Annotated in this window: 22 protein-coding genes, 3 pseudogenes and 1 riboswitch; of the genes and pseudogenes, 9 read left to right on the top strand and 16 right to left on the bottom strand. The window is 70.0% G+C overall.

What is annotated here, in order from left to right; genetic code table 11:
- Positions 1–211 precede the first annotated feature (211 nt).
- The gene (locus F4559_RS07420; RefSeq protein ID WP_184666977.1) at positions 212–1,840 is read right to left on the bottom strand and encodes an L-aspartate oxidase; all 1,629 of its coding nucleotides are present in this window, start codon (positions 1,838–1,840) and stop codon (positions 212–214) included.
- Positions 1,837–2,856 carry a quinolinate synthase NadA gene (nadA, locus tag F4559_RS07415; RefSeq protein WP_184666975.1) on the bottom strand — a complete coding sequence of 340 codons (1,020 nt, stop codon included), beginning with the start codon at positions 2,854–2,856 and terminating at the stop codon, positions 1,837–1,839. The genes F4559_RS07420 and nadA overlap by 4 nt, the downstream gene beginning before the upstream one ends.
- Before the next feature lie 63 nt (positions 2,857–2,919).
- Here nadA and F4559_RS07410 point away from each other — a divergent pair, with 63 nt between their 5' ends.
- Together F4559_RS07410 and F4559_RS07405 are read left to right on the top strand one after the other, a co-directional pair.
- The gene (locus F4559_RS07410; RefSeq protein ID WP_184666972.1) at positions 2,920–3,612 is read left to right on the top strand and encodes an NUDIX hydrolase; all 693 of its coding nucleotides are present in this window, start codon (positions 2,920–2,922) and stop codon (positions 3,610–3,612) included.
- Positions 3,609–4,283: an LON peptidase substrate-binding domain-containing protein gene (locus F4559_RS07405; RefSeq protein ID WP_184666970.1), complete on the top strand. Its 675-nt coding sequence runs from the start codon at positions 3,609–3,611 to the stop codon at positions 4,281–4,283. The genes F4559_RS07410 and F4559_RS07405 overlap by 4 nt, the downstream gene beginning before the upstream one ends.
- 95 nt (positions 4,284–4,378) lie before the next feature.
- Here the strand turns inward: F4559_RS07405 and F4559_RS07400 are convergent.
- Positions 4,379–5,678 (bottom strand): annotated as a pseudogene (locus tag F4559_RS07400) (IS701 family transposase); the annotation flags it as partial.
- Between the two features lie 150 nt (positions 5,679–5,828).
- Between F4559_RS07400 and F4559_RS07395 the strand changes: the two are divergent.
- Both F4559_RS07395 and F4559_RS07390 read left to right on the top strand, forming a co-directional pair.
- Positions 5,829–6,850 (top strand): annotated as a pseudogene (locus tag F4559_RS07395) (IS5 family transposase).
- A 65-nt stretch (positions 6,851–6,915) separates the two neighbouring features.
- Positions 6,916–7,938: pseudogene (locus F4559_RS07390) on the top strand (IS5 family transposase).
- A gap of 62 nt (positions 7,939–8,000) precedes the next feature.
- Here F4559_RS07390 and F4559_RS07385 read toward each other — a convergent pair.
- The 4 genes from F4559_RS07385 to bioD form a co-directional block, all read right to left on the bottom strand.
- The gene (locus F4559_RS07385; RefSeq protein ID WP_184666968.1) at positions 8,001–8,567 is read right to left on the bottom strand and encodes a DUF2567 domain-containing protein; all 567 of its coding nucleotides are present in this window, start codon (positions 8,565–8,567) and stop codon (positions 8,001–8,003) included.
- A gap of 39 nt (positions 8,568–8,606) precedes the next feature.
- Entirely contained in the window at positions 8,607–8,795 is a 189-nt protein-coding gene (gene bsaP, locus F4559_RS36220) for a biotin synthase auxiliary protein BsaP (RefSeq protein WP_312865510.1), read from the bottom strand.
- Positions 8,792–9,808, bottom strand: coding sequence for a biotin synthase BioB (gene bioB / locus F4559_RS07380; RefSeq protein ID WP_184666966.1), 1,017 nt, complete (start codon positions 9,806–9,808; stop codon positions 8,792–8,794). The genes bsaP and bioB overlap by 4 nt, the downstream gene beginning before the upstream one ends.
- Before the next feature lie 95 nt (positions 9,809–9,903).
- Complete coding sequence (gene bioD, locus F4559_RS07375) at positions 9,904–10,620, bottom strand: dethiobiotin synthase (RefSeq protein ID WP_184666964.1); 717 nt, start codon at positions 10,618–10,620, stop codon at positions 9,904–9,906.
- Between the two features lie 141 nt (positions 10,621–10,761).
- Here bioD and F4559_RS35800 point away from each other — a divergent pair, with 141 nt between their 5' ends.
- Positions 10,762–10,887, top strand: a complete 126-nt coding sequence (locus tag F4559_RS35800; protein WP_281386279.1) for a hypothetical protein — start codon at positions 10,762–10,764, stop codon at positions 10,885–10,887.
- Between the two features lie 301 nt (positions 10,888–11,188).
- The gene (locus F4559_RS07365; protein WP_184666962.1) at positions 11,189–11,461 is read left to right on the top strand and encodes a hypothetical protein; all 273 of its coding nucleotides are present in this window, start codon (positions 11,189–11,191) and stop codon (positions 11,459–11,461) included.
- 32 nt (positions 11,462–11,493) lie between these two features.
- Here the strand turns inward: F4559_RS07365 and F4559_RS07360 are convergent, their stop codons facing one another.
- The 3 genes from F4559_RS07360 to dnaE all read right to left on the bottom strand — a co-directional run bounded on the left by F4559_RS07360 (position 11,494) and on the right by dnaE (position 17,617).
- On the bottom strand, positions 11,494–12,762 hold the full coding sequence (locus tag F4559_RS07360; RefSeq protein WP_184666960.1) for an adenosylmethionine--8-amino-7-oxononanoate transaminase: 1,269 nt from the start codon (positions 12,760–12,762) through the stop codon (positions 11,494–11,496).
- Positions 12,749–13,975 carry a cytochrome P450 family protein gene (locus F4559_RS07355; protein ID WP_184666958.1) on the bottom strand — a complete coding sequence of 409 codons (1,227 nt, stop codon included), beginning with the start codon at positions 13,973–13,975 and terminating at the stop codon, positions 12,749–12,751. Before F4559_RS07355 ends, F4559_RS07360 begins: the two co-directional genes overlap by 14 nt.
- Positions 13,976–14,083: 108 nt before the next feature.
- Positions 14,084–17,617 carry a DNA polymerase III subunit alpha gene (gene dnaE / locus F4559_RS07350; protein WP_184666956.1) on the bottom strand — a complete coding sequence of 1,178 codons (3,534 nt, stop codon included), beginning with the start codon at positions 17,615–17,617 and terminating at the stop codon, positions 14,084–14,086.
- A 529-nt stretch (positions 17,618–18,146) separates the two neighbouring features.
- On the opposite strand from dnaE, the gene F4559_RS07345 reads away from it, so the two are divergent.
- On the top strand, positions 18,147–19,022 hold the full coding sequence (locus F4559_RS07345; RefSeq protein WP_184666953.1) for an Lrp/AsnC family transcriptional regulator: 876 nt from the start codon (positions 18,147–18,149) through the stop codon (positions 19,020–19,022).
- Between the two features lie 44 nt (positions 19,023–19,066).
- Here the strand turns inward: F4559_RS07345 and F4559_RS07340 are convergent, their stop codons facing one another.
- The 4 genes from F4559_RS07340 to F4559_RS07325 all read right to left on the bottom strand — a co-directional run bounded on the left by F4559_RS07340 (position 19,067) and on the right by F4559_RS07325 (position 23,945).
- Positions 19,067–19,996: an RluA family pseudouridine synthase gene (locus F4559_RS07340; protein ID WP_184666951.1), complete on the bottom strand. Its 930-nt coding sequence runs from the start codon at positions 19,994–19,996 to the stop codon at positions 19,067–19,069.
- Complete coding sequence (gene lspA / locus F4559_RS07335) at positions 19,993–20,631, bottom strand: signal peptidase II (RefSeq protein ID WP_184666949.1); 639 nt, start codon at positions 20,629–20,631, stop codon at positions 19,993–19,995. The genes F4559_RS07340 and lspA overlap by 4 nt, the downstream gene beginning before the upstream one ends.
- A gap of 22 nt (positions 20,632–20,653) precedes the next feature.
- The gene (locus tag F4559_RS07330; RefSeq protein ID WP_184666947.1) at positions 20,654–21,970 is read right to left on the bottom strand and encodes an aminotransferase class V-fold PLP-dependent enzyme; all 1,317 of its coding nucleotides are present in this window, start codon (positions 21,968–21,970) and stop codon (positions 20,654–20,656) included.
- Between the two features lie 38 nt (positions 21,971–22,008).
- A riboswitch (SAM riboswitch) is annotated at positions 22,009–22,123 on the bottom strand.
- A 340-nt stretch (positions 22,124–22,463) separates the two neighbouring features.
- The gene (locus tag F4559_RS07325) at positions 22,464–23,945 is read right to left on the bottom strand and encodes a potassium/proton antiporter (RefSeq protein ID WP_184666945.1); all 1,482 of its coding nucleotides are present in this window, start codon (positions 23,943–23,945) and stop codon (positions 22,464–22,466) included.
- Positions 23,946–24,119: 174 nt separating this feature from the next.
- Here F4559_RS07325 and F4559_RS07320 point away from each other — a divergent pair, with 174 nt between their 5' ends.
- Complete coding sequence (locus F4559_RS07320; protein ID WP_312865509.1) at positions 24,120–25,064, top strand: M28 family metallopeptidase; 945 nt, start codon at positions 24,120–24,122, stop codon at positions 25,062–25,064.
- On the opposite strand, the gene F4559_RS07315 is transcribed toward F4559_RS07320, so the two are convergent.
- Complete coding sequence (locus tag F4559_RS07315) at positions 25,061–25,342, bottom strand: DUF167 domain-containing protein (RefSeq protein WP_184666941.1); 282 nt, start codon at positions 25,340–25,342, stop codon at positions 25,061–25,063. The two genes, F4559_RS07320 and F4559_RS07315, sit on opposite strands and share 4 nt — an antisense overlap.
- The gene (locus F4559_RS07310) at positions 25,335–25,886 is read right to left on the bottom strand and encodes a TetR/AcrR family transcriptional regulator (protein ID WP_184666940.1); all 552 of its coding nucleotides are present in this window, start codon (positions 25,884–25,886) and stop codon (positions 25,335–25,337) included. Before F4559_RS07310 ends, F4559_RS07315 begins: the two co-directional genes overlap by 8 nt.
- A 59-nt stretch (positions 25,887–25,945) precedes the next feature.
- Between F4559_RS07310 and F4559_RS07305 the strand changes: the two genes are divergently transcribed.
- Positions 25,946–26,398 (top strand): SRPBCC family protein, encoded by a 453-nt coding sequence (locus F4559_RS07305; RefSeq protein WP_184666938.1) that lies wholly within the window; start codon positions 25,946–25,948, stop codon positions 26,396–26,398.
- The last annotated feature ends 3 nt before the right edge of the window (positions 26,399–26,401 follow it).

Genomic DNA, 26,401 nt, shown 5'->3' with positions numbered 1-26,401 from the left:
ATCCCCCAAAGTAACCGGACCGACGGTCCGTTTACTGCGGACACCGCCAACCCCTCGACGGCGGGCGTCGGACCTGTGACGTGCACGTGGCGCGGTACGCCGACCGAGATCGTGACACCACGACGTCACCCGCCTGCCTACCGAGACGAAATCCGTATCCGGGTGCGGTACACAAACCGTTCGCGTACCGCGCCCTGGTCGAGCATGCGAGTCACGCAACACCCCGTGCCGCCACGGGATCGGCGAGTACCGGCTGGCCCGACGGGTTGAGTCGAAGCAGTTGGCTTCGTTGCCAGCGCACGTCGTCGCGCGTCGTGAAGTCGGTGCGCACGTGACAGCCACGCGACTCGTCACGTTCGGCCGCCGCCGCGATCAACGCCCGCGCGGCGAGCGTCAACGCCGCGTCCTCGACCGCGCGCTTCGAGTCGAGCACGGTGTCCACCGTGGACAGGTCGAGCACCGAACCGACGACCGCGAGCCCTTCGGCGTCGCGACCGATCGCCGCGTATCGGCTCATGACCCGCTGCAACGAGTCCCGATCCGCGACCGGCGCGGTCGGCAGCCCGGGGTTGCCCACCGACTTCACGACGACACCGAGCGCCAGGTCCGCCGCGACCGCTTCGGCCGCACGCGTGCCCACGACCAGCCCTTCCAACAGGCTGTTGGACGCCAGCCGGTTGGCCCCGTGCAACCCGGTACGAGCGACCTCACCCGCCGCGTACAGGCCCGGCACACCGGTGCGGCCGTCCACGTCCGCCACTACGCCGCCGCACGCGAAGTGCGCCGCGGGCGCGACCGGGATCGGGTCGACGGACGGGTCGACCGCCGCGGTGACGCACGCGGCGTACACGGTCGGGAACCGACGCGCGAAGTCGGCGATGCCGGTCGCGTCGAGGAACACGTGGTCGTCGACGCCGCCCGGACCTGCCGCCATGTGCCGGGTGATCGCGGCGGCGACGACGTCGCGCGGCGCCAAGTCCTCCAACGGGTGCACACCGCGCATGACACGTGCACCGGTCGCGTCGACGAGCACGGCACCTTCACCGCGCACCGCCTCGGTCACCAACGGACACCGACCGCGCGCGCCGCGTCCGGTGTAGAGCACGGTCGGGTGGAACTGGACGAACTCCACGTCGGCCGCCACCGCGCCCGCGCGCAACGCGAGCGCCAATCCGTCACCCGTGGCCACCTCGGGGTTGGACGTCGCCTGGTAGAGCTGCCCGAGACCGCCACTGGCCAACAGCACGGCAGGCGCGGTGAGCACTCCGGGGACACCGTTGCCGTCCAAGACCAGCAACCCGCACACATGACCGAGCGGCGTGCGCACGGCATCGACCGCGACGTGGTCCTCCAACACGGGCACACGCCCGTCCACCGCCGCGGCGAGCAACGCGCGCTCGACCTCGGCGCCGGTCGCGTCCCCGCCCGCGTGCACGACACGGAACGCGGAATGTCCACCTTCACGGGTACGTGCCAGAAAACCGTCGGCGCCGGTGTCGAAGACCGCGCCACGTGCACGCAGCCGTGCGACAGCGGCGGGACCGTCCGCGATGATGGCGCGCACGGCGGCTTCGTCGCACAGTCCCGCGCCGGCGACGAGCGTGTCGGCGACGTGTGCCTCGACAGAGTCACCGTCCTCGTGCTCGTCCGCCAGCACGACGGCGACACCACCCTGGGCCCACCGCGTGTTGCCGTCCCCACGCCCGGCCTTGGTCACGACCAGGACGCGCAGACCGAGTTCGCGGGCCCGAAGCGCTGCGGTCAGACCCGCAACGCCCGTGCCGACCACGACCAGGTCGGCGCGGGCCTCCCACAGCGGGCCGCTCGGCGGGGTGTTCACTCGCCGCCGCCGGGCTTGCCGATCTCGATCATGCGCTGCACGGCGCCCTTCGCACGACGCGCGGTGTCGGCGTCCACATGCACCTCGTCGAGCCCGTCGCGCAGGCAGCGCAGCAGGGCCGTGGGGGTGATCATCTTCATGTACCGGCACGAGGCCCGGTCGTTGACCGCCCGGAAGTCGATCTCCGGCGCGGCGCGGCGCAACTGGTGCAGCATGCCGATCTCAGTCGCGACGAGCACCGACGTCGCGCTCGTCGCACGGGCCGCGGTGATCATGTCGCCGGTCGAGAGGATCTTGACCTTCTCGGCCGGGACGGTCCCCTCGCCCGCGAGGTAGAGCGCCGACGTGGCGCAGCCGCACTCGGGGTGGATGAACAGGTCGGCGTCCGGGTTCGCGGCGGCGCGCTCGGCCAGTTCGGGACCGTTGATGCCCGCGTGCACGTGGCACTCGCCGGCCCAGATGTGCAGGTTCTCGCGCCCGGTCTCGCGCTTGACGTGCGCACCGAGGAACTGGTCGGGCAGGAAGAGCACCTCGCGGTCCGCCGGGATCGACGCGACGACGTCGACGGCGTTCGACGACGTGCAGCAGATGTCGGTCTCGGCCTTCACCTCGGCGGTGGTGTTCACATAGGACACGACGACCGCGCCGGGGTGCTCGGCTTTCCACGCGCGCAACTGCTCACCGGTGATCGAGTCGGCCAGCGAGCAGCCCGCCCGCTCGTCGGGGATCAGCACGGTCTTGTGCGGGGCCAGGATCTTGGCGGTCTCGGCCATGAAGTGCACGCCGCAGAACACGATGGTCGACGCGTCGCTCGCCGCGGCGATGCGGCTGAGCGCGAGCGAGTCACCCGTGTGGTGCGCGATGTCCTGGATCTCGGGCAGCTGGTAGTTGTGCGCCAGGATGACCGCGTCCCGGCGGCGTGCCAGTTCCAGCACCTCGTCCCGCCATGCCGCGTCCGGGGCGATGCCGTCGTACGCGCCGTCGGTGGTCCGCTCCACATAAGCGGTAGCGACCATGGGTCCTCCTCGTGTTCCGGGTTTTCGCCTTTCGGGCGAAAACAGGGCCGATAGTATCAGCGGATGGGGCTCGCGGGACATGAGGTGCTGGCCGCAGTGCTCCAGGTGAGAGCCGGATCACTCCAGGTCATGCTGTGGCAACGCGCACGGGAACCGCACGCTCACCGGTGGTCCCTGCCCGGCGGCGCACTGGGCGATCGCGAGGACGTCGAGGCGTCCATCCGGCGTCAACTCGCCGAGAAGGTGGACGTGCGCCAACTGTCCCACGTGGAGCAGTTGGCGGTCTTCAGCGCACCGTCGAGGGTCCCCGGCGGCACGCGCGTGGTGGCGACCGCGTTCCTCGGCCTGGTGCCGTCGTCGATCGACCCGGTCGTACCCGGCGACACGTCCTGGTACCCGGTGTCGGCGCTGCCGCCGTCGGCGTTCGACCACGAGGCGATCGTGCGGCGCGCCCGCCACCGGCTGGCGGCGAAGCTGTCGTACACCAACGTCGGCTTCGCGCTCGCGCCGCCGGAGTTCACGATCTCCGCGCTGCGGGCGCTGTACTCGGCGGCGTTGGGGTACAAGGTGTCAGCCACGAACCTGCAACGCGTGCTGTCCCGACGCGGATTGCTGGAAGCGACGGGCGCGACCGCGCCCCCCGGACCGTCGGGCGGGCGTCCCGCCGCCCTGTTCCGGTTCGTGTCCCGGGAGATGCGGGTGACCGACCCGTTCGCCGTGCTGCGACCACCGGCCGCCCGTAGCGTGGATTCGTGAGACTCCCCCTGTTCCCGCTGGGCACCGTGCTGCTGCCCGGCGCGGCCCTGCCCCTGCACGTGTTCGAGCCGCGCTACCGGCAGCTCACCGTGGACCTGCTGTCGGGCGAGGTGCCCGACAGGACGTTCGGCGTGGTCGCCATCCGCCAGGGCTGGGAGGTCGGCGCGGACGGCGCGGAGTCGCTGCACGAGGTCGGCTGCTCGGCGGTGCTCGACGACGCCCGAAGGCTGCCCGACGGCCGGTTCGACCTGGACACCACAGGCGGGCGCCGGTTCCGGCTGCTGGACGTCGACGATACCGCCGCCCCGTACCGGATCGGCGAGATCGAGTGGTTGCCGGACACCGCCGAGCCGCCGGGCATGGCCGACGTCCTGCCCCGGCTCGTGGACAGCGCCCGTGCCGCGCACGGCCGCTATCGCGCGGCGGCGGGCGACCACCCGTCACGCGGCGGACCGGACGCGGCCATCCCGCCGCACGAACTCGCGTACGCCCTGGCCGCGGACTGCGTGCTCACCGCGGAGGACCGGCAGCTCCTGCTGGAAGAGACTTCTGCGTCCCGTCGCCTACGGCTGGTCCGCACGGTGCTGCACCGCGAGGCGGGCATCCTCACCGCGCTCAACGCCATCCCGGCCCCGCTGTCCGAACTGGGTCACCTGCCACACCACAACTAGTAGGGCTTTGTTAGGTGCTGTTGACTTGCGGTTTTTGTGGGGTGGTTGTGGCCTGGAGGGGTCGTCGGCAGGTGTGACAGACGCCGGTCCAGGCCGCGAGTAAGGCTTGGAGTTCGCGCAGGACGGCGTAGAGGGTCAGTCCCGCGCAGGGGCTTTTGGGGTGCGGCGCAGCCGAGTGCAGATCGCCTGGGCGACGGAGGCGAGGGTGACGTGGCGGTGCCAGCCCAGCCAGGAGCGGCCCTCGAAGTGGTCCAGGCCGAGCCCGTCCTTGAGTTCGCGGTAGTCGTGCTCGATGCGCCACCGGATCTTGGCCAGTTTCACCAGGTCGCGCAGCCGGATGTCGGGCGGGAGGGTGGAGAGCCAGTAGTCGGTGGGCCGGGGTTCGCCGGTGGGCCATTCGGCCAGCAGCCAGCATTCGGGCAGGCTGCCGTCGGCCGCCCTGGGAATGTTGCGATTGGCCGGGCGCACCCGCAGCGCCAGGAAGCGCGAGCGCATGGTCGCGGCCGGGTTGCCGGCGCTCGTGCGGGAGCCGTGGCGCCAGAGCACGAACCGCCCCGCCGAGCGTCCCGCCTCGGTGACCAGGGTTCCGGCGGTGACGGGCTTGTCCGGGTAGGTCGTCTTCGTCGGTGGGCGGCCGGTGCCCGACCAGCTCGGCGGGACCGGGGCCGACGTGGCGGGATGCAGGCTGGTGGAGGCCGAGACCGCCACTGCGTAGGTCAGGCCGCGGTCGGTCAGCCCCTGACGGAAGGCGGTGCTGTCGCCGTAGGCCGAGTCGGCCACCACCGGCCGTCGGGGCATGCCCCAGCCCAGCAGCTCGTCGATCATGTCCAACGCCAGCCGCCACTTCTCCCGGTGCCGCACCTGGTCCGGGATCGAACACCGGGCCCGCTTCCGCGCGATCTCCGCGGCTGCCGACTCGTCGTCGGCCTTGGCGTCGTCCCACGACTCGGGCAGGAACAGTCGCCAGTCCACCGCCGCCGAGGTCCAATCCGTCACGGCGTGCACGCTGACGCCGACCTGACAGTTGCCCCGCTTGCCCAACGCCCCGCAGTACATCCGCGCCACCCCGGGCGAGGAAGTGCCGTCCTTGGGGAAACCGGTGTCGTCCACGGCCAACGCGTCCGGATCGACGAACCCCGCCGCCCACACCGCCAACCGGCGTCGGACCTCGACATGGTCCCAGGTCGAGGTCGTGACGAACTGCTGCAACTGCTGATGATCGACGCCGAGGCGTTCGGCCATGGGCTGCATCGACTTCCGTTTGCCGTCCAACAGCAGCCCACGCAGATACAACTCGCCCGTCCCGCGCTGATCACGACGGGCGAACCCGCCGAACACCCCCGCGGCGAACTCCTCGATCACCGGCCGAACCTCGGCCATCTCCTCCGGCGTCACCGCCGCAGGAGACCACACCACCCACACATCCCATCACTCGACCTAACAAAGCCCTACTAGGAGCTGTTTGGGGTTCGGATCTAGGAGCTGTTTGAAGTTCGGATCTAGGTGGGCCCGGTGGTGTGCTGGTTGGGCTGGTAGAACACGGATGTGGCGCGTTTTGATCTGACCGATGCCGAGTGGGCGTTGATCGAGCCGCATATGCCGGTGGCGGCCACCGGGCCGTTGCCACGTCGGGTGCGGGAGCAGTTCAACGGGATCCTGTGGCGGTTCCGCACCGGGTCAGGCTGGCGTGACGTGCCCGAACGGTACGGTCCCTGGTCCACCGTCTACTCCCGGTTCAACACCTGGGCGAAGACCGGAGTGTTCCAGACGCTGATGGAGGCGCTGATCGCCGAGGCCGCCTCCCGCGGACAGGTCGACCTGGAACTGGTGAGCGTGGACTCCACGATCGTGCGGGCACACCACGAATCGGCCGGACTCGCGGTGACCGGGGAGACCCTTGACGCGCTGGAACAGGCGTTGACCGAGGAAAAAGGGGCTCCGTTGCCCGTCCAGCGGAGCGTGCTGCGGGTGGTGCGTCGCGGTCCGCGCCGGACACGACCGACGCGGGCACATCTGCCGGTCGGGACCGTGCCGCCCGTAGGCGCCGTCGGAAGGCGCGGGCTGCGGCGGCCGGGCTCGGCCGGTCCCGGGGCGGGCTGAGCAGCAAGGTCCACACCGCGGTCGACGCCGCCGGGCTGCCGTTGGCGTTCGTGCTCACCCCTGGCCAGGCCGGGGACAGCCCGCAATTCCGGACGGTGCTGGACCGGATCCGGGTTCCCGGCCCGGTCGGAAGGCCGCGCACCCGTCCGGACGCGGTGGCCGCGGACAAGGCGTACTCCTCCAAAGCCAACCGGGCCTACCTACGCCGCCGCCGGATCACGGCTGTGATCCCGGAGAAGACCGACCAGCGGGCCAACCGCAGGAACAAGGGCTCCGCCGGCGGGCGGCCTGTGTCCTTCGATCCCGTGCGCTACCGGCGGCGCAACACCGTCGAACGCCTCTTCCAGAAGATCAAGACATGGCGCGGACTGGCCACCCGCTACGACAAGACACCACAAAGCTACGAGGCCGGACTGCATCTACGAGGAGCCATCATGTGGTTGAAGACCCTTACCCCAACCACATGATCCCAACCCCAAACAGCTCCTAGGTGGGGTTCGGTGTGTGCTGGTCGGGCTGGTAGAACACGGATGTGGCGCGTTTTGACCTGACCGATGCCGAGTGGGCGTTGATCGAGCCGCACGTGCCGGTGGCGGCCACCGGGCCGTTGCCGCGGCGGGTGAGAGAGCGGTTCAACGGGATCCTGTGGCGGTTCCGGACCGGGTCGGGCTGGCGTGACGTTCCGGAACGGTACGGTCCCTGGTCCACCGTCTACTCCCGGTTCAACGCGTGGGCCAAGGCCGGGGTGTTCCAAGTGCTGATGGACGCGCTGATCGCCGAGGCCGCCTCGCGCGGGCAGGTCGGGTTGGAACTGGTGGGTGTGGACTCCACGATCGTGCGGGCGCACCACGAATCGGCCGGGTTGGCGGTGGCCGGGGAGACCCTCGACGCGCTGGAACAGGCACTGACCGAGGAAAAAGGGGCTCCGTTGCCCACGCAACGGCGGGTACTGCGGGTGATGCGCCGCAGGCCGCACCGGACACCGCCGACGCGGGCACGTCTGCCGGTCGGGACCGTGCCGCCCTCCGGCGGCGCCGGACGACGCGGGCTGCGGCGGCCGGGCTCGGCCGGTCCCGGGGCGGGCTGAGCAGCAGGATCCACGCCGCGGTCGACGCCGCCGGGCTGCCGTTGGCGTTCGTGCCCACCCCCGGCCAGGCCGCGGACTGCCCGCGGTTCCAGGCCCTGCTCGACCGGATCCGGGTCCCCCCGCGGAGCCGGTCGCCCCCGCATCCGTCCGGGCGCGGTGGCGGCGGACAAGGCCTACTCCTCCAAGGCCAACCGGGCCTACCTGCGCCGCCGCCGGATCACGGCGGTGATCCCGGAGAAGGCCGACCAGCAGGCCAACCGGAAGAACAAGGGCTCCGCCGGAGGACGACCGGTCTCGTTCGATCCCGTGCGCTACACGCGGCGCAACACCGTCGAACGCTGCTTCCAGAAGATCAAGACATGGCGTGGCCTTGCCACACGCTATGACAAGTCGCCAGAAAACTACGAAGCCGGGTTACACCTACGTGCAGCGATCATGTGGCTGAAGACCCTGACCCCAACCACATGATCCAAACCTCAAACAGCTCCTAGTGACGTCGCCCCGGCGTGCGACCACGCCGGGGCGCTCGATCAGGCGAGCCGGCGGCCCAGGTCGTCGAGGCCGTTCCACGCGGCCAGGCAGCCGTACGCCAACGACGCGCCCAGCGGCCACGCGAGAAGCCCCCACCACGACTCCAACACGGGTGCCTTCAAGAGGAGGTCGCCGACTTTGGGCGCGTTCTCGACGGCGTAGCGGCCCGCCGCCGAGCCGACTCCCGTCCGCTGCCCCAGGAACGCCGCGGCACCCGAGCCCAGCACCGCGCCGACCATCACCACCGGACCCCGCCGCGACCGCAGCAGCCACACCGCGATCCCGGTGAGCAGTCCCGCGCCGAGCCCCATCAACACGAAGATCATCAGACCGTCGAGCCGGTGATAACTCTCCCCTGTCACGGGGACGAGTGACCCGTCCTGCGCGACGATCACGTTCTGCGGCGGCGCGAGCCACGCCCACACCCATCCGAGGGGCAGGCCGAACAACGCCGTCGTGGACAGCACCGAGAACGCGGGCAGCAGGTCGCGCTTCACCACGACCCGGGGCCGCGGTGGAACGTAGTGGTAGACGACGACCCGATCGTCCACCGGCTGTTCCGTCACCCGACGACCTCCCCGCGCACCGAACCGACGTCAGGGAGGTTACCGCGCCGACGTGATCTCGCCGTGCCGACTGCACTTCGCCGTCCACCCCGCCGGCGTCACCTGCACGACCATGCGTCGCGCGCATGACACGCAGAACCGAGGCGGGTCGATGAGGCGCAACCGCGCCTCACACGCCGAGTGGTCGACGTCCTCGCTCCCGCGACCGCAGAAACCGCAGTAGGTCACAGCGTCTTGCTCAGTTCCTTGATCGGCATCGACAGCTCGCCCAGCATGTCCAGGTCCTGCTGGGCGGGCCGGCCGAGGTTGGTCAGGTAGTTGCCGACGATGATCGCGTTGATGCCGCCCAGCATGCCCTGCTTGGCGCCGAGGTCGCCGAGCGTCAGCTCACGCCCGCCAGCGAACCGCAGGATCGTACGCGGCAACGCCAGGCGGAACGCACCGATCGTGCGCAGCGCGTCAGGGCCTTCCACCACCGGGTAGTTCTCGTACGGGGTGCCGGGGTTGGGGATGAGGAAATTCATCGGCACCTCGTCGGGCTCCAGCGACGCGAGCTGCACGGCGAACTCCGCGCGCTGCTCCAGCGTCTCGCCCATGCCGATGATGCCGCCGCAGCAGACCTCCATGCCCGCCTCGCGCACCATCGTCAACGTCTCCCAGCGCTCCTCCCACGAGTGGGTGGTCACCACGTTGGGGAAGTGCGACCGGGCCGTCTCCAGGTTGTGGTTGTAGCGGTGGCACCCCATCGCCACCAGTTCGTCGACCTGCTCCTGGGTGAGCATGCCGAGCGAGCACGCGATCTGGATGTCGTTGCCGTCCGCGCGGATGGCCTTGATCCCGTCGCGCACCTGCGACAGCAGCCGCTTGTCCGGACCTCGGACGGCCGCGACGATGCAGAACTCGGTCGCGCCGGTGTCGGCGGTCTGCCGGGCCGCGCGCACCAGGCCGGGGATGTCGAGCCACGCCGACCGCACCGGCGAGGGGAACTGGCCGGACTGCGAGCAGAAGTGGCAGTCCTCGGGGCAGCCGCCGGTCTTGAGCGACACGATGCCCTCGACCTCGACCTCGGGTCCGCACCACCGCATGCGCACCTCGTGCGCCAACGCGAGCAGCTCGGGAATGCGGTCGTCGGACAGCCGGAGCACTGCCAGCACCTGCTCCTCGGACAACCCGACGCCTCGCTCCAGCACCTGCTCACGCGCGGTGCCGAGGACATCGACCTGCTCAGGGGCTGCGGTCACGACTGCTCCTCAATCCGTCGACGGGGGACGTGCGCAGGACAGTCTGCCGCACGCCGTGTGCCACCCCACAGCGACTTACGTCACCCCGAACGTGTTCAGCACGCGTGCGGCGCGGCGAACTTCTCCGGGTCGAACGTGCCGCCGAACCACGGCGACAGCCCGGCCCGCGCGACGTGGAGGAACTCCGACCGACCGAGGCCGCCCGCGCCGTCGGGCAGCACGCCCAGCAGCGGCGCGCCCGCCGCCTCGGGCAGGTCGCCGAGGTTGCACCGGGCCGCGAGATCGGGTTCGACCGGCCACCGGCCGACGACGACGCCGACGGACTCCAGTCCCCGGCGCAGGAGCGCTTCCGCGGTGAGTGCCGTGGTGTTGAGCGTGCCCAGTCCCGCGTGCGCGACCACGAGCACGGGCGCGTTGAGCGCCCACGCCGCGTCCGCGATCGTCGCGCCCTCGTCGTCGAAGCGGACCAGTAGTCCGCCCGCACCTTCGACCAGGACGAGGTCATGGGTCTCGTCGAGCGTCACGGCCGCGCCCGCGATGTCGCGCGGGTGCACGGTCGGCTCACCCGCGCGCCGTGCCGCAGTGGCTGGCGCAAGCGGTTCGGGATACCGACGGAGTTCACGCGTCGTGACCGGCCCCGCCAACCGTTCGACCTCGGCCAGGTCACCCGGTTCGGTAGGACCGACACCGGTCTGCGCCGGTTTCAGCACCGCGACCCGACGGCCCTCGGCACGCGCCAATGCGGCCAACGCGGCGACGACGACGGTCTTGCCCACGTCGGTGCCCGTTCCCGTGATCACCAGGACGCTCACGGCCGTTCACATTACGACTACACGGAGCGTGGTCGCACGCGGCGTTCCAGAGTCACCGACATGGGTGAACTCGTCGTTTACGGTGCGGGCGGACTGGTGTGGTGACTGCCGCCGGACCAAACCTGGCTGCGTGAGCACGGGGTGCCCTTCGGCGACGTCGACGTCGAACACGACGAGGCCGCCCGCGACCAGGCCGTCGTGCTCCCCGACGGCACGGTCCTCGTCGAACCGACCGACACCGAACTCGCGACCGCGCTCGGCCGCTGAATGGCGCCAGGTGACAAACGCGGGACCGGATCGGGACGGCGTACCGCACGTGGGCACGGAAACCGATCGCGTACCCGCCGTGTGCACAGAAACAGAATCCGTGACAACGCCACGTCACCGAACTGGTTCACGCGCCGCACTGGTGCGCAGCAGAGGTGGATCGTGTTCGGCGCCGTGGTCGCGGCGGTGTTCACGCACTACGCGTGGTGGACGTGGATCATCCCGGCGATCGGCACGGTATCCGGCCGCGTACCCGCGTTGTCGACGGTGACCCGGGTGGGCGTTCGCGGGCGGTGCCGCGATGGCGATCGGCGTCGCGATGGTGAACGGCGATTCGTCACGTGCACGTCACATCGCACAGGTGTGGTCTGCGGTCGCGATACTGTGCCTGCCGTTCGGCTGGGCGGTGGACGTGTCGCTGCCCGTCGACTACTGGGCGGGCGTGTTCGCGGGCGCGTACGGCATCCTCGCCAGCCCATTGGTCGCCCTCGCGGTGGCACTCGTGTGGTGGCCGGTACGAGCGCTCGCGGCAAGCGCGCGGAACCCACGACGGCCGCGATCGGCTGGGTCGTGATCGCCTACGCGTTCATGCTGTTCATCTGGGGTTCAACGCTGCTGCGCCAGTGACGCGTGCGCCGCCGCGACCATCGCCCGGGTGATCGTCGCGATGTCGTCGGGCGTGCTGACGAACGGCGGCATCGTGTACACGAGGTCACGGAATGGCCGCAGCCACACGCCGTGCTCGACGGCCGCAGCCGTGGCCGCGGCCATGTCCACCTGGTGGTCGAGCTGCACCACCCCGATGGCCCCGAGCACGCGCACCTCACCCGGTGCGTCCGCCAACCCGGCACGCAACCCGTCCGAGACGCGAGCGACGTTCCGTCGCCAGTCCTGCGACAGCAGCAGGTCGATCGACGCCAACGACACCGCCGAGGCCAACGGGTTGCCCATGAACGTCGGCCCGTGCGCGAGCACCGGCAGCTCACCGCGTGAGATGCCGTCCGCGACCCGCGGCGTGCACAGGGCGGCGGCCTGTGACAGGTACCCGCCCGTCATCGCCTTGCCGACGCACAGGATGTCCGGCGAGATCCCGGCGTGGTCGGCCGCGAACAGCTCCCCGGTGCGCCCGAACCCGGTCGCGATCTCGTCGAAGATCAGCAGCACGTCGTGCGCCAACGTCAGCTCACGCAACACGTGCAGGTAACGCGGATCGTGGAACCGCATCCCGCCCGCGTTCTGCACCACGGGCTCGACGATCACGGCCGCGACCTCGTCCGCGTGCCGCTCCAAGGCGTCGGACAACTCCTGCACGTACGCGGTGTCCAACGCGGCCGGCGGCGGAGGCACGAACACCTGGTCGGCGAGCAGTCCCTGCCACACGGAGTGCATCCCGCCCTCGGGGTCGCACACCGACATGGCCTGAAACGTGTCCCCGTGATAGCCCCCGCGCCACGTGAGCAGCCGCCGCTTCGCCGGCCGGTCGCGCGACCGCCAGTACTGCAACGCCATCTTGATCGCGACCTCGACCGACACCGACCCGGAGTCGCACAGGAAGACATGTTGCAACGGCTCGGGCGTGATCTCCACGAGCCGGGTCGCGAGCGCGACGGCCGGCTCGTGGGTCAGCCCGCCGAACATGACGTGGCTCATCCGGCCGAGCTGGTCGGTGATCGCGGCGTCGAGCACCGGGTGCCGGTAGCCGTGGATCGCCGACCACCACGACGCCATGCCGTCGACCAGTTCACGCCCGTCGTCGAGCCGGAGCCGGACACCCGAAGCCGACGAGACGACCAACGGCTCCAGGGTGCCCGGCATCGGGCCGTACGGGTGCCAGACGTGCGCCCGGTCCAGCTTCAGCAGCTCATCGTGCTCCACGTCGGGTGAGGCTAACGGGCAGCGAGTACAGCCCGTGCATGAGCGTGCTCTCCCGCCACCGCAACGTCTCCGGCTCGGCGGCGAGCGCCAGGTCGAACCGGTCGAGCAGCGCGCCGACCGCGATCTCGCCCTCCAGCCGGGCCAGCGGCGCGCCCAGGCAGTAGTGGATGCCGTGACCGAACGCGACGTGCCCGCCGGGCGGCCGGGTGATGTCGAACGAGTCTGCGTCGGGGAACCGCGTCTCGTCGCGGTTGGCCGACAACAGCGACACCATCACGACGCTGTGCCGGGGAATGGTCACGTTCCCCATCTCGACGTCCTCGGTCGTGAAGCGGAACGTCGCCTGGTTCACCGGCCCCTGGAAGCGCAGGAACTCCTCGACGGCACCGGGCACCAACGTCCGGTCGGCGCGCAACGCCGCCAACTGGTCGGGGTGGCGCAGCAGGTTGAGCACACCGTTCGAGATGAGGTTCACCGTGGTCTCGTGCCCGGCGACGAGCAGCAGGAACGCCATCGCGATCAGCTCGCCCTCGGTGAGCCGGTCGTCGTCCTCCGACGCGTGCACCAGCGCGGAGAAGAAGTCGTCGCCGGGGTTGTCCCGCTTGTACTGCACCAGTCGCCCCAGGTAGGCGGCCATCGCCGGACCGGCCTGCCCCATCGCCTCGGGGTCGTTGCCGGACACGAGCACGTTCGACCACTCGCGGAAGTCGTCGCGCTCGTCGCCAGGCACGTCGAGCATCTCGCAGATCACCGTGATGGGAAGCGGGAACGCGAACGCGTCGATCAGGTCCACGGTGGCCCCGTCGGCGACCCCGTCGAGCAGTTCGTCGGCGATCTGGGCCACGCGGGGACGCAACTGCTCGACCCGGCGTGCGGTGAACGCCTTGGTGACCAGCCGCCGCAGCCGGGTGTGGTCGGGGGCGTCCATGTTGAGCATGTGCGCGGCGAGGCTCTGGTCGAACAACGCCGGTCCGGCCTCTCCGACGTGGTTGCGCGTCACCATGTCGGGGAACTGCCGGTGGTCCTTGCTGAACCGTGCGTCCCCCAACGCCATGCGTGCTTCGTCGTAGCGCGTGACCAGCCAGACCTTCAGGCCACGCGGGAGCACCACCTCGGTGGCCGGTTCGTGCTCCCGCAGCCGGGCGTGGAACGCGTGCGGATCCTGGAAATACTCCAGTCCCAACCGTTCCAGACCGGCGATCGTCTCCCCCATGCGGAAACCCCTCCTCGGTTCGTCCGGGTCGACCGTTGCTCAGTTAACCCTGTTCACTCAACGAACCGAGTGGCGCTCTCGTCCCCCCGGGGTGGAAATGTCACCCGTTCAGCCCAAGCACCCCGGTCCCAGGAGCGCCTTGAGGTCACCCATGAGCGACGGGGTCGGACTGACCCGCAACGCGTCGTCCAGCTTGAGCATCGTGTTGCGCCCGGCGTTGATCACCAGGTTGAGGTGGACCTCCGTGGTGCCGGGGTGCGCGACCAGGACCTCCTTCAACGAGGCCACGAGCTTCTTGTCGCACCGCGCGGCGTTCACCTTGAGCCGCAACGCCTGGGCACCCAGTTCGGACAGATCCGGCACGACCAGGTCGTTGGCGATCAGCGAGACCCGGTCCTCGCGCTTGGCCACGCGGGCCTTGACGAGCACGATGGCGTCCTCCACCACCGAAATGCCGTGCACGATGTAACTCTTCGGGAAGAACAGCACCTCGATGCCACCGGCGAGGTCCTCCAACTGAGCGGACGCCCACGACTCGCCGTTCTTGTTCACCCGCCGGGTCACCGACGCGAGGATGCCGCCGAGCGTGACCTGGGTGCCGTCGGGCACGTCGCCTTCGAGGATGCGCGCGATGGAAGCGTCCGAATAGGACTCCAGCACCTGTTCGACGCCGTTGAGCGGGTGTCCCGACACGTACAGGCCGAGCATCTCCCGTTCCAGGGTCAACTGGTGCTTGGGCTCCCAGTACTCCTGCGGGATCTTCACGTCGAACACACTGCCGACGCCGTCGTCGCCACCGCCGTCGCCGAACAGGTCGAACTGGCCGCGCGCCTCCTCCTTCTTGGTGAGCATGACCGCGTCGACCGCCTCGACGTGCACCATGTGCAGGCCCTTGCGCGGGTGGCCGAGCGAGTCGAACGCACCCGCCTTGATCAGCGATTCCACGACCTTCTTGTTGCAGACCGTGGCATCGACCTTGCGCAGGAAGTCGGAGAAGTCCGCGAACCGGCCCTTCTCCTTGCGTGCCTTGATGATCGCGTCGACCACGTTCGCGCCGACGTTGCGGATCGCGCCGAGTCCGAACCGGATGTCGTCGCCGACCGCGACGAACTCGCGCTGCGACTCGTTGACGTCCGGCGGCAGCACGGTCACGCCCATGCGCCGGCACTCGGCGAGGTAGATCGCCGACTTGTCCTTGTTGTCCGAGTTCGTGGTGAGCAGCGCGGCCATGTACTCGCCGGGGTAGTTCGCCTTGAGGTACGCGGTCCAGTACGCGATCAGGCCGTACGCGGCGGAGTGCGCCTTGTTGAACGCGTAGTCGGCGAACGGGACCAGGATGTCCCACAGGGTCTTGATGGCCTCGGGCGAGTAGCCGCTGTCGAGCATGCCCTTCTCGAAGCCGACGAACTCCTTGTCCAGGATCTCCTTCTTCTTCTTGCCCATGGCACGACGCAACAAGTCCGCTTGGGCCAGCGAATAGCCCGCGACCTTCCGTGCGATGGCCATGACCTGCTCCTGGTACACGATCAGGCCGTAGGTGGTGTCAAGGATGTCCGCCAGCGGCTCTTCGAGTTCCTTGTGGATCGGCACGATCTCCTGCTGCCGGTTCTTGCGCAGCGCGTAGTTCGTGTGCGAGTTCGCACCCATGGGACCGGGTCGGTACAGGGCGATGACGGCGGAGACGTCCTCGAAGTTGTCCGGGCGCATCAGCCGCAGCAGGTCGCGCAGCGCGCTGCCGTCGAGCTGGAACACGCCCAGCGTGTCACCGCGACCGAGCAGGTCGTACGCCTTCTTGTCATCCAGCGTGACAGTGGTGATGTCGACGTCGCCCTTGCCGTTCAGGGCGATGTTCTTGAGCGCGTCGTCGATCGTGGTGAGGTTCGACAGACCGAGGAAGTCCATCTTGAGCAGGCCCAACGTCTCGCACGTCGGGTAGTCGAACTGCGTGATGATCGACCCGTCCTGCGGACGCCTCCACACCGGGATGTGGTCCATCAGCGGTTCGGCGGACATGATGACCGCGCACGCGTGCACGCCCGCGTTGCGGATCAGGCCCTCCAGGCCGCGCCCGGTGTCGATGATCTCCTTGACCTGCGGGTCGGTCTCGTACAGGGCGCGCACCTCGGCGGCTTCGGTGTACCGCTTGTGCTGCGGGTCGAACACGCCCGCCAGCGGGATGTCCTTGCCCATGACGGCGGGCGGCATCGCCTTGGAGATCCGGTCGGCCACCGCGTAGCCGGGCTGGCCGTACAGCACGCGGGCCGAGTCCTTGATCGCGGCCTTCGCCTTGATCGTGCCGAACGTGATGACCTGGGCGACCTTGTCGGCGCCCCACTTGTCGGTGACGTAGCGGATCACGTCGCCGCGCCGGCGCTCGTCGAAGTCGATGTCGATGTCGGGCGGGCTGACGCGGTCGGGGTTGAGGAACCGCTCGAAGATCAGGCCGTGGGCCAGCGGGTCGAGGTCGGTGATGCCCATCGCGTACGCGATCAGCGCGCCCGCCGCGGACCCTCGACCGGGGCCGACGCGGATGCCGTTCTCCTTGGCCCAGTTGATGAAGTCGGCGACGACCAGGAAGTACGAGGGGAAGCCCATCTGGAGGATGACGCCGATCTCGAACTCCACCTGCCTGGTGTGGATCTCGTCGACACCCTCCGGGAACCGGCGGCGCATGCCGGCCCAGACCTCCTCGCGGAAGTAGTCCGCCTCGGCCATGCCCTCGGGGACAGGGTAGCGCGGCATCAGGTTCTGAAACCCGAACATGCCGGTCGTGTCGACCTTCTCGGCCACCAGCAGCGTGTTGCGGCAGCCCTCCTGCCACGCGTCCGACGAGTCGACGGCGCGCATCTCGTCCGGCGACTTCAGGTAGTAGCCCTGGCCGTCGAACTTGAACCGGCTCGGGTCCTGGAGCGTCTTGCCGGTCTGCACGCACAGCAACGCGTCGTGCGCGTCGCGGTCCTCCTTGAACGTGTAGTGGCTGTCGTTGGTGACGACGAACGGGATCCGGAGCTTCTTCGCGATCTCCAGCAGCCCGCCGCGGACCCGGCTCTCGATCTCGATGCCGTGATCCATCAACTCGACGAAGAAGTTGTCGGCACCGTAGATGTCACGCCACTTGGCGGCGGCTTCCAGGGCCTCCTTCTCGTGCCCGAGCCGCAGGCGGGTCTGAACCTCGCCGGACGGGCAGCCGGTGGTCGCCATCAGACCGGCCGAGTGCTCGGCGATCAACTCGGCGTCCATGCGGGCCCACTTGCCCAGCTGACCTTCGGTCGAGGCGCGGCTGGCGACCTTCATGAGGTTGTGTAGGCCCTCGGCGGTCCGGGCCCAGATCGTCTGGTGGGTGTAGGCACCGGACGCGGACACGTCGTCGGACTTCTGTCCGGGGTCTCCCCACAGCACGCGCTTCTTGTTGAACCGCGAGTCGGGCGCCATGTATGCCTCGATGCCGATCACCGGCTTGATCCCGGCGGCGGTCGCCTGCCGGTAGAAGTCGTAGGCGCCGTACATGTTGCCGTGGTCGGTGATCGCGGCGGCCGGCATTCCCAGCCGCTCACACTCGGCGAACATGTCCTTCAGCTTCGCCGCACCGTCGAGCATCGAGTACTCGGTGTGCACGTGGAGGTGCACAAACGAGTCGGCCACCCTACCCCCTGAAGCTCGCAGTTGACCCGGGTCGAAGCGCGCGGGCGAGAAGGGGACGAGCCTAATCCATCGCACCCGACCGCCTCTGGCGGCACGCCCGGTGTCACGGCGCGCCGGTCCGCATCCAGGACGCGCGTTCGCTTGCCGCACACGACCTTGCGCGCGAGTCCGCGTCGCGCACACCTGCATGCGCTGAAACACGGTTATCGACACGCCACCACGCACCAAACCGTCCGCCGCACATCGCTGTGCACACGCACGCGCCACGTACCGCCTCGGTACGCCGGTCCGCGTCACCTACCCGTGTCACATCACCCAAGACGTCACGCGCTCGTATCGCATCGCCTGAGACATCACGCACTTTGTGTCGCGTCTCCCGCGACGTCACGCACCCAGGTCGCGTGTCGTGTGCGGGCACGGAACGGATCACCGTGTCGGATCACGCGATCGGCGGGCGTGATCGAATCGCGGCACGCCGCGCCGCGGGGCAGTGGCGCGTCGACCGGCCAGGACGGGTAGCGTTCCAGGCGTGGTAGCGCCGGACCCCGTGGATGCCCGTCTCCTGGCCATGATCGCCGAGATGGGTCGTGCTGCCGTTCACGAAGTCGCCGCACGGCTCGGCATGGACCCGCGCGAGGCCGCCACCAGACTGATCACGCTCTCGGGCAGCGGACTCCCCCTGCTCGTCGGCGTGGAATGCGACCCCAACGGCATCCGCAAGGCGTTGGCCAACAGCGTGGCGTGGGGCAACTACGCGGGACCGTCGGGCGTGCGCGGCACGCCGTCGGGCTCGTACGCACCCGGCACGGTCCGCGGCACCCCGTCGGGCGCCTATCAGCCCGGACCGCCGAGCCGCCCCGTTCCCGTGCAGCACCCGTCGGGCCCGGTGCCCATGCAGACACCCGTACCCGAACCGATGAGCACGTGGGGCCCGCCGCAGTCCGCGGGCTGGGTACGCGGCGAAGGACCGGGCGCACCCCGTGCCCGCACCGGCAAGGTCGGCGGCACGCTGGAGACCGAGGGCCTCGAAGGCGCCCGGTTCACCATCCAGCTCGTCGAGGTGGTCGACCCGGCCGACTTCCTGTTCACGGCCGCCGGCTACAAGCTGGGCGCCGGCGAACGCGCGGTCGTCGTGCACACCGAGCTGTCCAACATCGGATCGGTGCCGTTCAACGCGTTGCCGGACATGTACCTCGTGCTGATGACCGCGAGCGGCGAGGCGGTCGCCAAAGCGCCCGTGTCGCTGTCGTCGCGACCGGCACACAAGATCGGCGTGCAGCCGGGCGAGACGGCGGGCGGGCACACGGTGTACGTACTGCCGGAGAACACGCCGGTCACGTCGGTCCGCTGGAGCGCGCGACCGGAGACCGACCTGAACACGCTGGTCTGGACGGTCGACGACTAGGACCGCCGCCGGTGATCATCACGACCTGATCACCGGCGCACCCGTCAGCCCTCGGCGCGGAGCAGGTCGAGCGCGGCCTGGAGGTCGGCCGGGTAGTCGCTGGTGTACTCCACCCACGATCCGCCGGCCGGGTGGCGGAAGCCCAGGGCCCGCGCGTGCAGCCATTGACGCGTGACGCCGAGACGCTTGGCGAGCACGGGGTCGGCACCATAGGTCAGGTCGCCGACGCACGGGTGGCGCAACGCGGAGAAGTGCACCCGGATCTGGTGCGTACGCCCGGTCTCCAGGTGCACGTCCAGCAGCGACGCGGCACGGAAAGCCTCGGTCACCTCGTAGTGCGTGATGCTCGGCTTGCCGTCGGCCATCACCGCGAACTTGTAGTCGTGCTTGGGGTGCCGGTCGATCGGGGCGTCGATCGTGCCCTTGATCGGGTCCGGATGTCCCTGCACGAGTGCGTGGTACAGCTTGTCGACCGTACGTTCCTTGAACGCGTGCTTCAACGCGGAGTACGCGCTCTCGCTCTTGGCGACCACCATGACACCGGTCGTGCCGACGTCGAGCCGGTGCACGACGCCTTGGCGTTCGGCCGCGCCCGACGTGGCGATCCGCACGCCCGCCGCCGCGAGCCCGCCGACCACGGTCGGACCGGTCCACCCCGGACTGGGGTGCACCGCGACACCGACCGGTTTGTCGACCACGATCACGTCGTCGTCCTCGTGCAGGACCACCAGTCCCTCGACCGGCACGGCCTGCACGACCACGGGCCGCTCCGGCTCGGGCAGCGTGACCTCCAGCCACGCGCCGGCCACGAGGCGGTCCGACTTGCCCGCGGGCCGGCCGTCGAGCACCACGTCGCCCGACTCGGTCAACGCGGCGACGACCGTCCGGGACAGCCCGAGCAGCTTGGCCAGGCCCGCGTCGACGCGCATACCGTCGAGCCCGTCCGGCACAGGCAGCGTGCGGTACCCGCTCATGCGGCCTTCCTCGCGGGCTTCTTCTCGATGCGCGTGCCGTCGTAGTCGCGCTGGAGCATCGCCATCAGCACGATCACGACGCCGCCGACGCTGATCGCCGAGTCGGCGACGTTGAACACGGGGAAGAACGTGCCATACGGCTCGACGATCGACAGGAAGTCGACGACGTGCCCGCGCAGCGGACCGGGCGCGCGGAAGATCCGGTCGGACAGGTTGCCCAGCGCACCGCCCAGCACCAGCCCCAGGCCGATGGCCCAGCCGACCGACCGCAGCCGGCGCGCTATCCAGATGATGAAGCCGACGACGCCGCACGCGATCAGCGCGAGGATCACGGTCGCACCCTCGGCCATCCCCCATGCCGCACCCGGGTTGCGCAGCAGTGACAGGTAGAGCAGACCGCCGAACAGCTCGACCGGCGGCTCGTGCTCCAACGCGTCGACCGCGACGATCTTCGTCACCACGTCCAGCGCCAGCACCAGCGGTGCGATCAGGGCCAGCAGCAGTACCCGCCGTTTCGGCAACGGTCGCGCGGCGTCCCCGGTGCCCGGGTCCGTGGCGGACGTCTCCGACGTCCGCGGGGAGTCGGCGGTGGCCGCGTCCCCGGTGCCGGTACCGGCATCCTCGTCGGTGCTCACCCGCACATTGTCCAACACGCCCTCAGTGCAGGAACGGCGGGAGTGCACGCGGGTCGCCGACGGGCGTCCACCGGCCGTCCACGAGTTCGTAGTCCCAGCGCGGACCGTCGACGACCAGCGACCGCAACGCGGCCACGAACCGGTCGACGTGTTCGACGGTGGAACCGAGACCGAGACTCGCGCGCAGTGCGCGTTCACCGTGCGTCAACCGGTGCACTGCGATGTGCGCGCAGAACGCGCCGTCGCGCACGCCGATACCGTGCTCCGCCGACAGCGCGGCGGCCAGGTAGCCCGCGTCCTGCCCGGCGACGACGAAGCTGACCACGCCCACCCGGTCACGGTCGCCGTCGAACAACGACAGCTCGTGCGCACCGGGCACGGTCGCGAGCCCGGCACGCAACCGTGCGAGCAGTTCACGCTCGTGACGCTCGGTCTGCTCCCAATGCCGGCCGAGGACCTCGCACGCGACCGCGAGCGCGTGCACGCCGACGACGTTGGGCGACCCGGCCTCGTGCCGCTCGGGAACTGCGGACCACGCCACGCCGAGCCGGTCGCCGTGGTCGGCGACCCGGGCCGTGGCGCCACCGCCGACCAGGTACGGGTCCGACGCCTGGAGCCAGTCGGCGCGGCCGACGAGCACGCCGGAACCGAACGGCGCGTAGATCTTGTGCCCGGAGAACGCCGCGTAGTCCACGTCGAGTTCACGCAGGTCGACCGGCCGGTGCGGCGCCAGCTGCGCGGCGTCGAGCGCGATCCGCGCGCCGTGCTGACGGGCGACCCGGGCCAGCTCGGCCACCGGCCAGATCTCGCCGGTGACGTTCGACGCCCCCGTCGCCACGACCAGGCGCGGGCCCTCGGGGGTGGCGGCCAGGGCGCGGTCGAGTTCGGCGACGGCCTCGGCCGGGTCGGTCGGCGTCCGCAGCCGGTGGACGTTCGGACCGCGCCACGGCAGCAGCGCCGCGTGGTGCTCGGCGTCGAACAGCACGACCGAGGTGTGTCGGGGCACGCTGCGGGCGAGCAGGTTGAGCGCGTCGGTGGTGTTGCGCGTGAACACCACGGTGTCGGTGGGACGCGCGCCCAGGAAACGCCGCACGGACGCCCGCGCCTGCTCGTAGACCCGCGTCGACACCTGCGACGCGAAGCCCGCGCCGCGGTGCACGCTCGCGTACCAGGGCAGCAGTTCGTCGACGGCGTCGCGGACCTCCTCCAACGCCGGCGCGCTGGCCGCGTGGTCGAGGTTCGCGTACTCGACCCGCTCGCCGCTGACGACGGGCACCCGCAGGCCGGCGCCGACCACACGGGGAAGGGCGGCGGTGGGACGGGGAACGGCGATGGTCATGACAGCCTCCGGGAGTCCGGGGACTCACCTGTCGAGGGAGCCCGCGCTTGCCCGACGCCCTGCGCGCCGGACCAGGTCCTCACCGAGGGCACCCCACCGCGGTTGGAGGGTTGCCGGCCAGCGAGCTCGGGCTTGGCGCTGGCACTCATGACCTGTCACCAAGGTAACCACCGGACCAGTCACCGCCAAGCCCCGTCCACATGCCGGGATCACGCACGTCCGCCGCCCGCGGGCACGACACCGAAGCCGCGCCCCTTCCCCACCGACCGCACCTCGCCGGATTCGGCGAGCGCCCACACCACCTCGCTTTGCCGGATAACGTTGTGATGGATAATCGAGCACCGGGACCCGGACCAGACCCAGACACCACACGGATCGGCGGTCACGTTCCCGTACCGGCGCTGTGCACGGATTCGCGTTCCGGTCGCAGCCCCTGCGACGAAACGCGCGACCGTGACATGGACACGTAACGCGGACCGGTACGCCGACAGGATCAGGGAAGCCCCTCGTCGCCCTTCCACCGCGCGAACCGCCCGGCACGGTCCACAGCGCGGATGCGTCGCTCGGCGGCGATGCGCACGGCCTCCGTACACACCACCAAGAGCTGGTCGTGCTCTTGAAGCCGCGTCGTCGGCTGCGGCGTGAACCCGGCGTCGGCCCGTACCACGAGACTCACCGCCGCGCCGACCGGCAACCGCAGCTCCGACAGGTACACGCCGTGCAGCTTCGACCCCTCGCGAACGCGGATCTGGAGCAGCTCGGCACCGAGTTCGTCGAGCGCGGCCGAGTCGACCTCCATCTCCCAGGCCTCCCCCGACCGCACGAGACCGAGCCACTTCGCCAAGCGCGGCAGCGTGCTCCCCTGCACCAACGTGAGCACGACGACGAGCACGAACACCACGTCGACCAACCGCTGCGCACCGGGCACGTCCTGGATCAGCGGGATCAACGCGAACACGATCGGCACCGCGCCGCGCAACCCTGACCACGACAGGAACACCTGCTCGCGCCACGGCACGCGGAACGGCAACGCGGCACACAGGACCGACAACGGTCGCGCGACGAGCACGAGCACGGCACCCGATACCAACGCGGGCCACAACACGTCGAGCACACGCGCCGGCGACGCGTACAGCCCGAGCAACACGAAGAGCCCGATCTGGGACAGCCACCCGAGCCCTTCCGCGAACGAGAGCGTGTCCGACCGGTGCGGCAGCCGCGCGTTTCCGAGCACGAGCGCCGCGACGTAAACCGCCAGGAAACCCGAAGCGTGCGCGAGATCGCCCACCGTGTACGCGAGCAGGCACACCGCCACGGTCGCCAACGGGTACAGACCCGTGGCCGGCAACGCGGCACGGCGCAGTCCGACGGCGGCGAGCAGGCCGAGCGCCACGCCGATCACCCCGCCGACGACCAGCTCGTACACCATGAGCGCGGGCGCGGTCCACGTCACGGGATCGGGCGACGCGAGCAGGACGACGGCGATGTACACGGGCGCGTCGTTGAGACCGGACTCGAGTTCGAGCGCGCCGATGAGCCGTTTGCCGACACCGACACCGCGCAACACGCTGAACACCGCAGCGGCGTCGGTCGACGACAGCACCGCGCCCCACAGCAGCGCCGTGCGCCAGTCGAGCCCGAGCAGGTAGTGAAGTCCGACGCCGACGGCCCCGATGGAGACTGCCACCGACACGGTGGACAGCGCGATGCCCAGACCGAGGGCCGGTTTCACGGCCGACCACCGCGTGGTCAACCCGCCTTCGGCGAGGATCAGCACCAGGGCGACGGTCCCCAGCGACCGGGTCAGGTCGGCGTCCTCGAACTGGATGCCCAACACCGATTCGCCGAGCACGACGCCGATGCCCAGGTAGAGCAGGAGCGAGGGGAGTCCGAGCCGGACGGACATCCGGACCGCGATGACGGAGACCAACAGGACCGCTGCGCCGATGCCGAGTACGGCCGTGACACCACCCACTAAGCCTCCAAGCCTCACCCGACGGTGAGGGTCATTCTCCCTGCCGCCACCGATTTGGACTAATCGGGCACGAACTCAGCGTCACCAGCCGATCGAACCTACCCAAACCATGCCGAACCGTGCATGTTGATGTCAGTCCGCCGTCGCCCTCCACACCCTGCGGGAGCAGACACCGTGAGACTGCGAAAGATCGTCACGACCCTCGGCGTCGTCGCCGTGATCACCGCCACCGGCACCGCGACCGCCGCGCCCGCCACCACGTTGGCAGCCGCACCGGACATCTCGGTGGCCGCGGTCCAGGCCGACCTCGCCCAGTTGCAGAGCATCGCCTCGTCCAACGGCGGCAACCGCGCCCACGGCCGTCCCGGCTACCAGGCGTCCGTCAACTGGGTGAAGGCGAAGCTGGACGCGGCGGGTTTCACGACCCGTGTCCAGTCGTTCACCCACAGCGGTGCCACCGGATACAACCTGATCGCGGACTGGCCGGGCGGCGACGAGAACAACACCGTCATGGTCGGCGGCCACCTCGACAGCGTCAACGCCGGTCCGGGCATCAACGACAACGGCACCGGCTCGGCGAGCATCCTCGAAGTCGCGCTCGCGGTGAAGGCGACCGGTTTCAAGCCCACGAAACACCTGCGTTTCGGCTGGTGGGGCGCCGAGGAGCTGGGTCTGATCGGCTCGACGTACTACGTCAACTCGCTGCCTGCCGCCGAAAAGTCGAAGATCAAGACGTACCTGAACTTCGACATGACGGGCTCGCCGAACCCGGCGTACTTCGTGTACAGCGCATCCGGCCAGCCCAGCGGCTCCGCCCGCCTCCAGCAGGTACTCCAGGCGTACTACACGTCGATCAACGTGGCGACCGAGCTGACCACGGTCGGCGGCCGGTCCGACCACGCGGCGTTCGCCCGCGCGGGCATCCCGGTCGGCGGCACCTTCAGCGGCGCCGAGGGCACGAAGACCTCGGCCCAGGCGCAGAAGTGGGGCGGTACGGCGGGTCGGGCGTATGACCCGTGCTACCACCGGTCATGCGACACGACGTCCAACCTCAACGCCACGGCACTCGACCGCAACGCGGACGCGATCGCCAGCGCCGTGTGGACGCTCGCGTCCTAGTCGCCCAGCAAGCGCTCCAACATCACGCCGGCGTCGGCCGGGACGAGGTCGATCCGCACGACCTTGTCCCGGCCACGCTCGCCGGCCACGATCTCGACGTCCTGCCGACGCACCCCGAACGCCCTGGCCAGCGCACGTCGCACGGCCTCGTTCGCCTGGCCCTCGACGGCCGGCGCGGCGACCGCGACGATCAACGCCCGCTCGCCCCACCGCCCGCCGACGGCGTCACGCCGCGCACCGGGCTTGACCCGTATCCCGAAGCGGAACGGCTCACTCACGCGTCGTCAACAATCGCAATGTCTCGTCGAGCAGCGCGCGCTGTTCCACCACCACGTCCGGCACCTTGACCAGCAGCTGCATCTGCCCCAGGTAGGCGGAGTACGCGAGCTGGGCGCGCAGCCGCGCCACGTCCGCGTCGAAGCCGAGCGCGATGAACAGGTCGACCAGGTACGAGATGCGGCGCGCGGTCACGCGACCGAGCACGGGCGCGACCGACGGATCGTCCGCGGCGGCCAGCATCGCCAACTCCACGGCGCTGTCCTCGACGTTCTGCATCACGACCCCGAACAGCAGTCGGAGCCGTTCGAAGGGATCAGCCTGCTTCTCGACCACGGCGATCACGGCCTGGGTGTGCTCGCGATCCCACCGTTCGAGGGTGGCTTCGAGCAGCGCGTCGCGATTGGGGAAGTGCCAGTACGCGCTGCCTTTCGTCGCACCGAGGCGCGCGGCGAGCGGTTCGACGGCGACGGCCGCGACACCGCCTTCCGCGAGCGCCTTGAGCGCGACCTCGGTCCAGTCGTCCCGTGTCCGTCGCTTCCTCACCGGCCATACGCTACCGTACGGACAGGTTCCGTACGGAACCGTATGGAGGGGTGGTAGCGGTGATCGAGAACGTGCACGCGCGTCAAGTGCCCGACGCGCCCACGCTCCTGGACCGGATGATGGAACTGTGGCCGGCGGACCACTGGCCACCACTGCGACTGGACCGACCGCTGGGCGTCGGCGCCGACGGCGGTCACGGATTCGTGCGCTACACGTGCACGGCGTACGAACCCGGCGCACGGGTCGAGTTCACGTTCGCGCCGGGGCTTGGCCTCGTGGGTACGCACACGCTCTACGTCGTGCCCGGCGGTCTGCGGCACGTCCTGCGCGGCAAGGCGACCGGCTCGATGCGCCTGTGGTGGCCGCTGGCGATCCGCTGGCTGCACGACGCCTTGATGGAAGACCTGTTCGACAACGCGGAGAAGGCCGCGGGCCGCACACCGGCACGCCCCGTGCGCTGGTCGTGGTGGGTACGCAAGCTGCGTAAGTTCCCGCTCCGCCCACGCGGCTGAGAC

Origin of the sequence: Saccharothrix violaceirubra (assembly GCF_014203755.1) — a bacterium.
GTDB lineage: Bacteria > Actinomycetota > Actinomycetes > Mycobacteriales > Pseudonocardiaceae > Actinosynnema > Actinosynnema violaceirubrum.
This window is presented reverse-complemented; position numbering and strand designations above follow the sequence as displayed.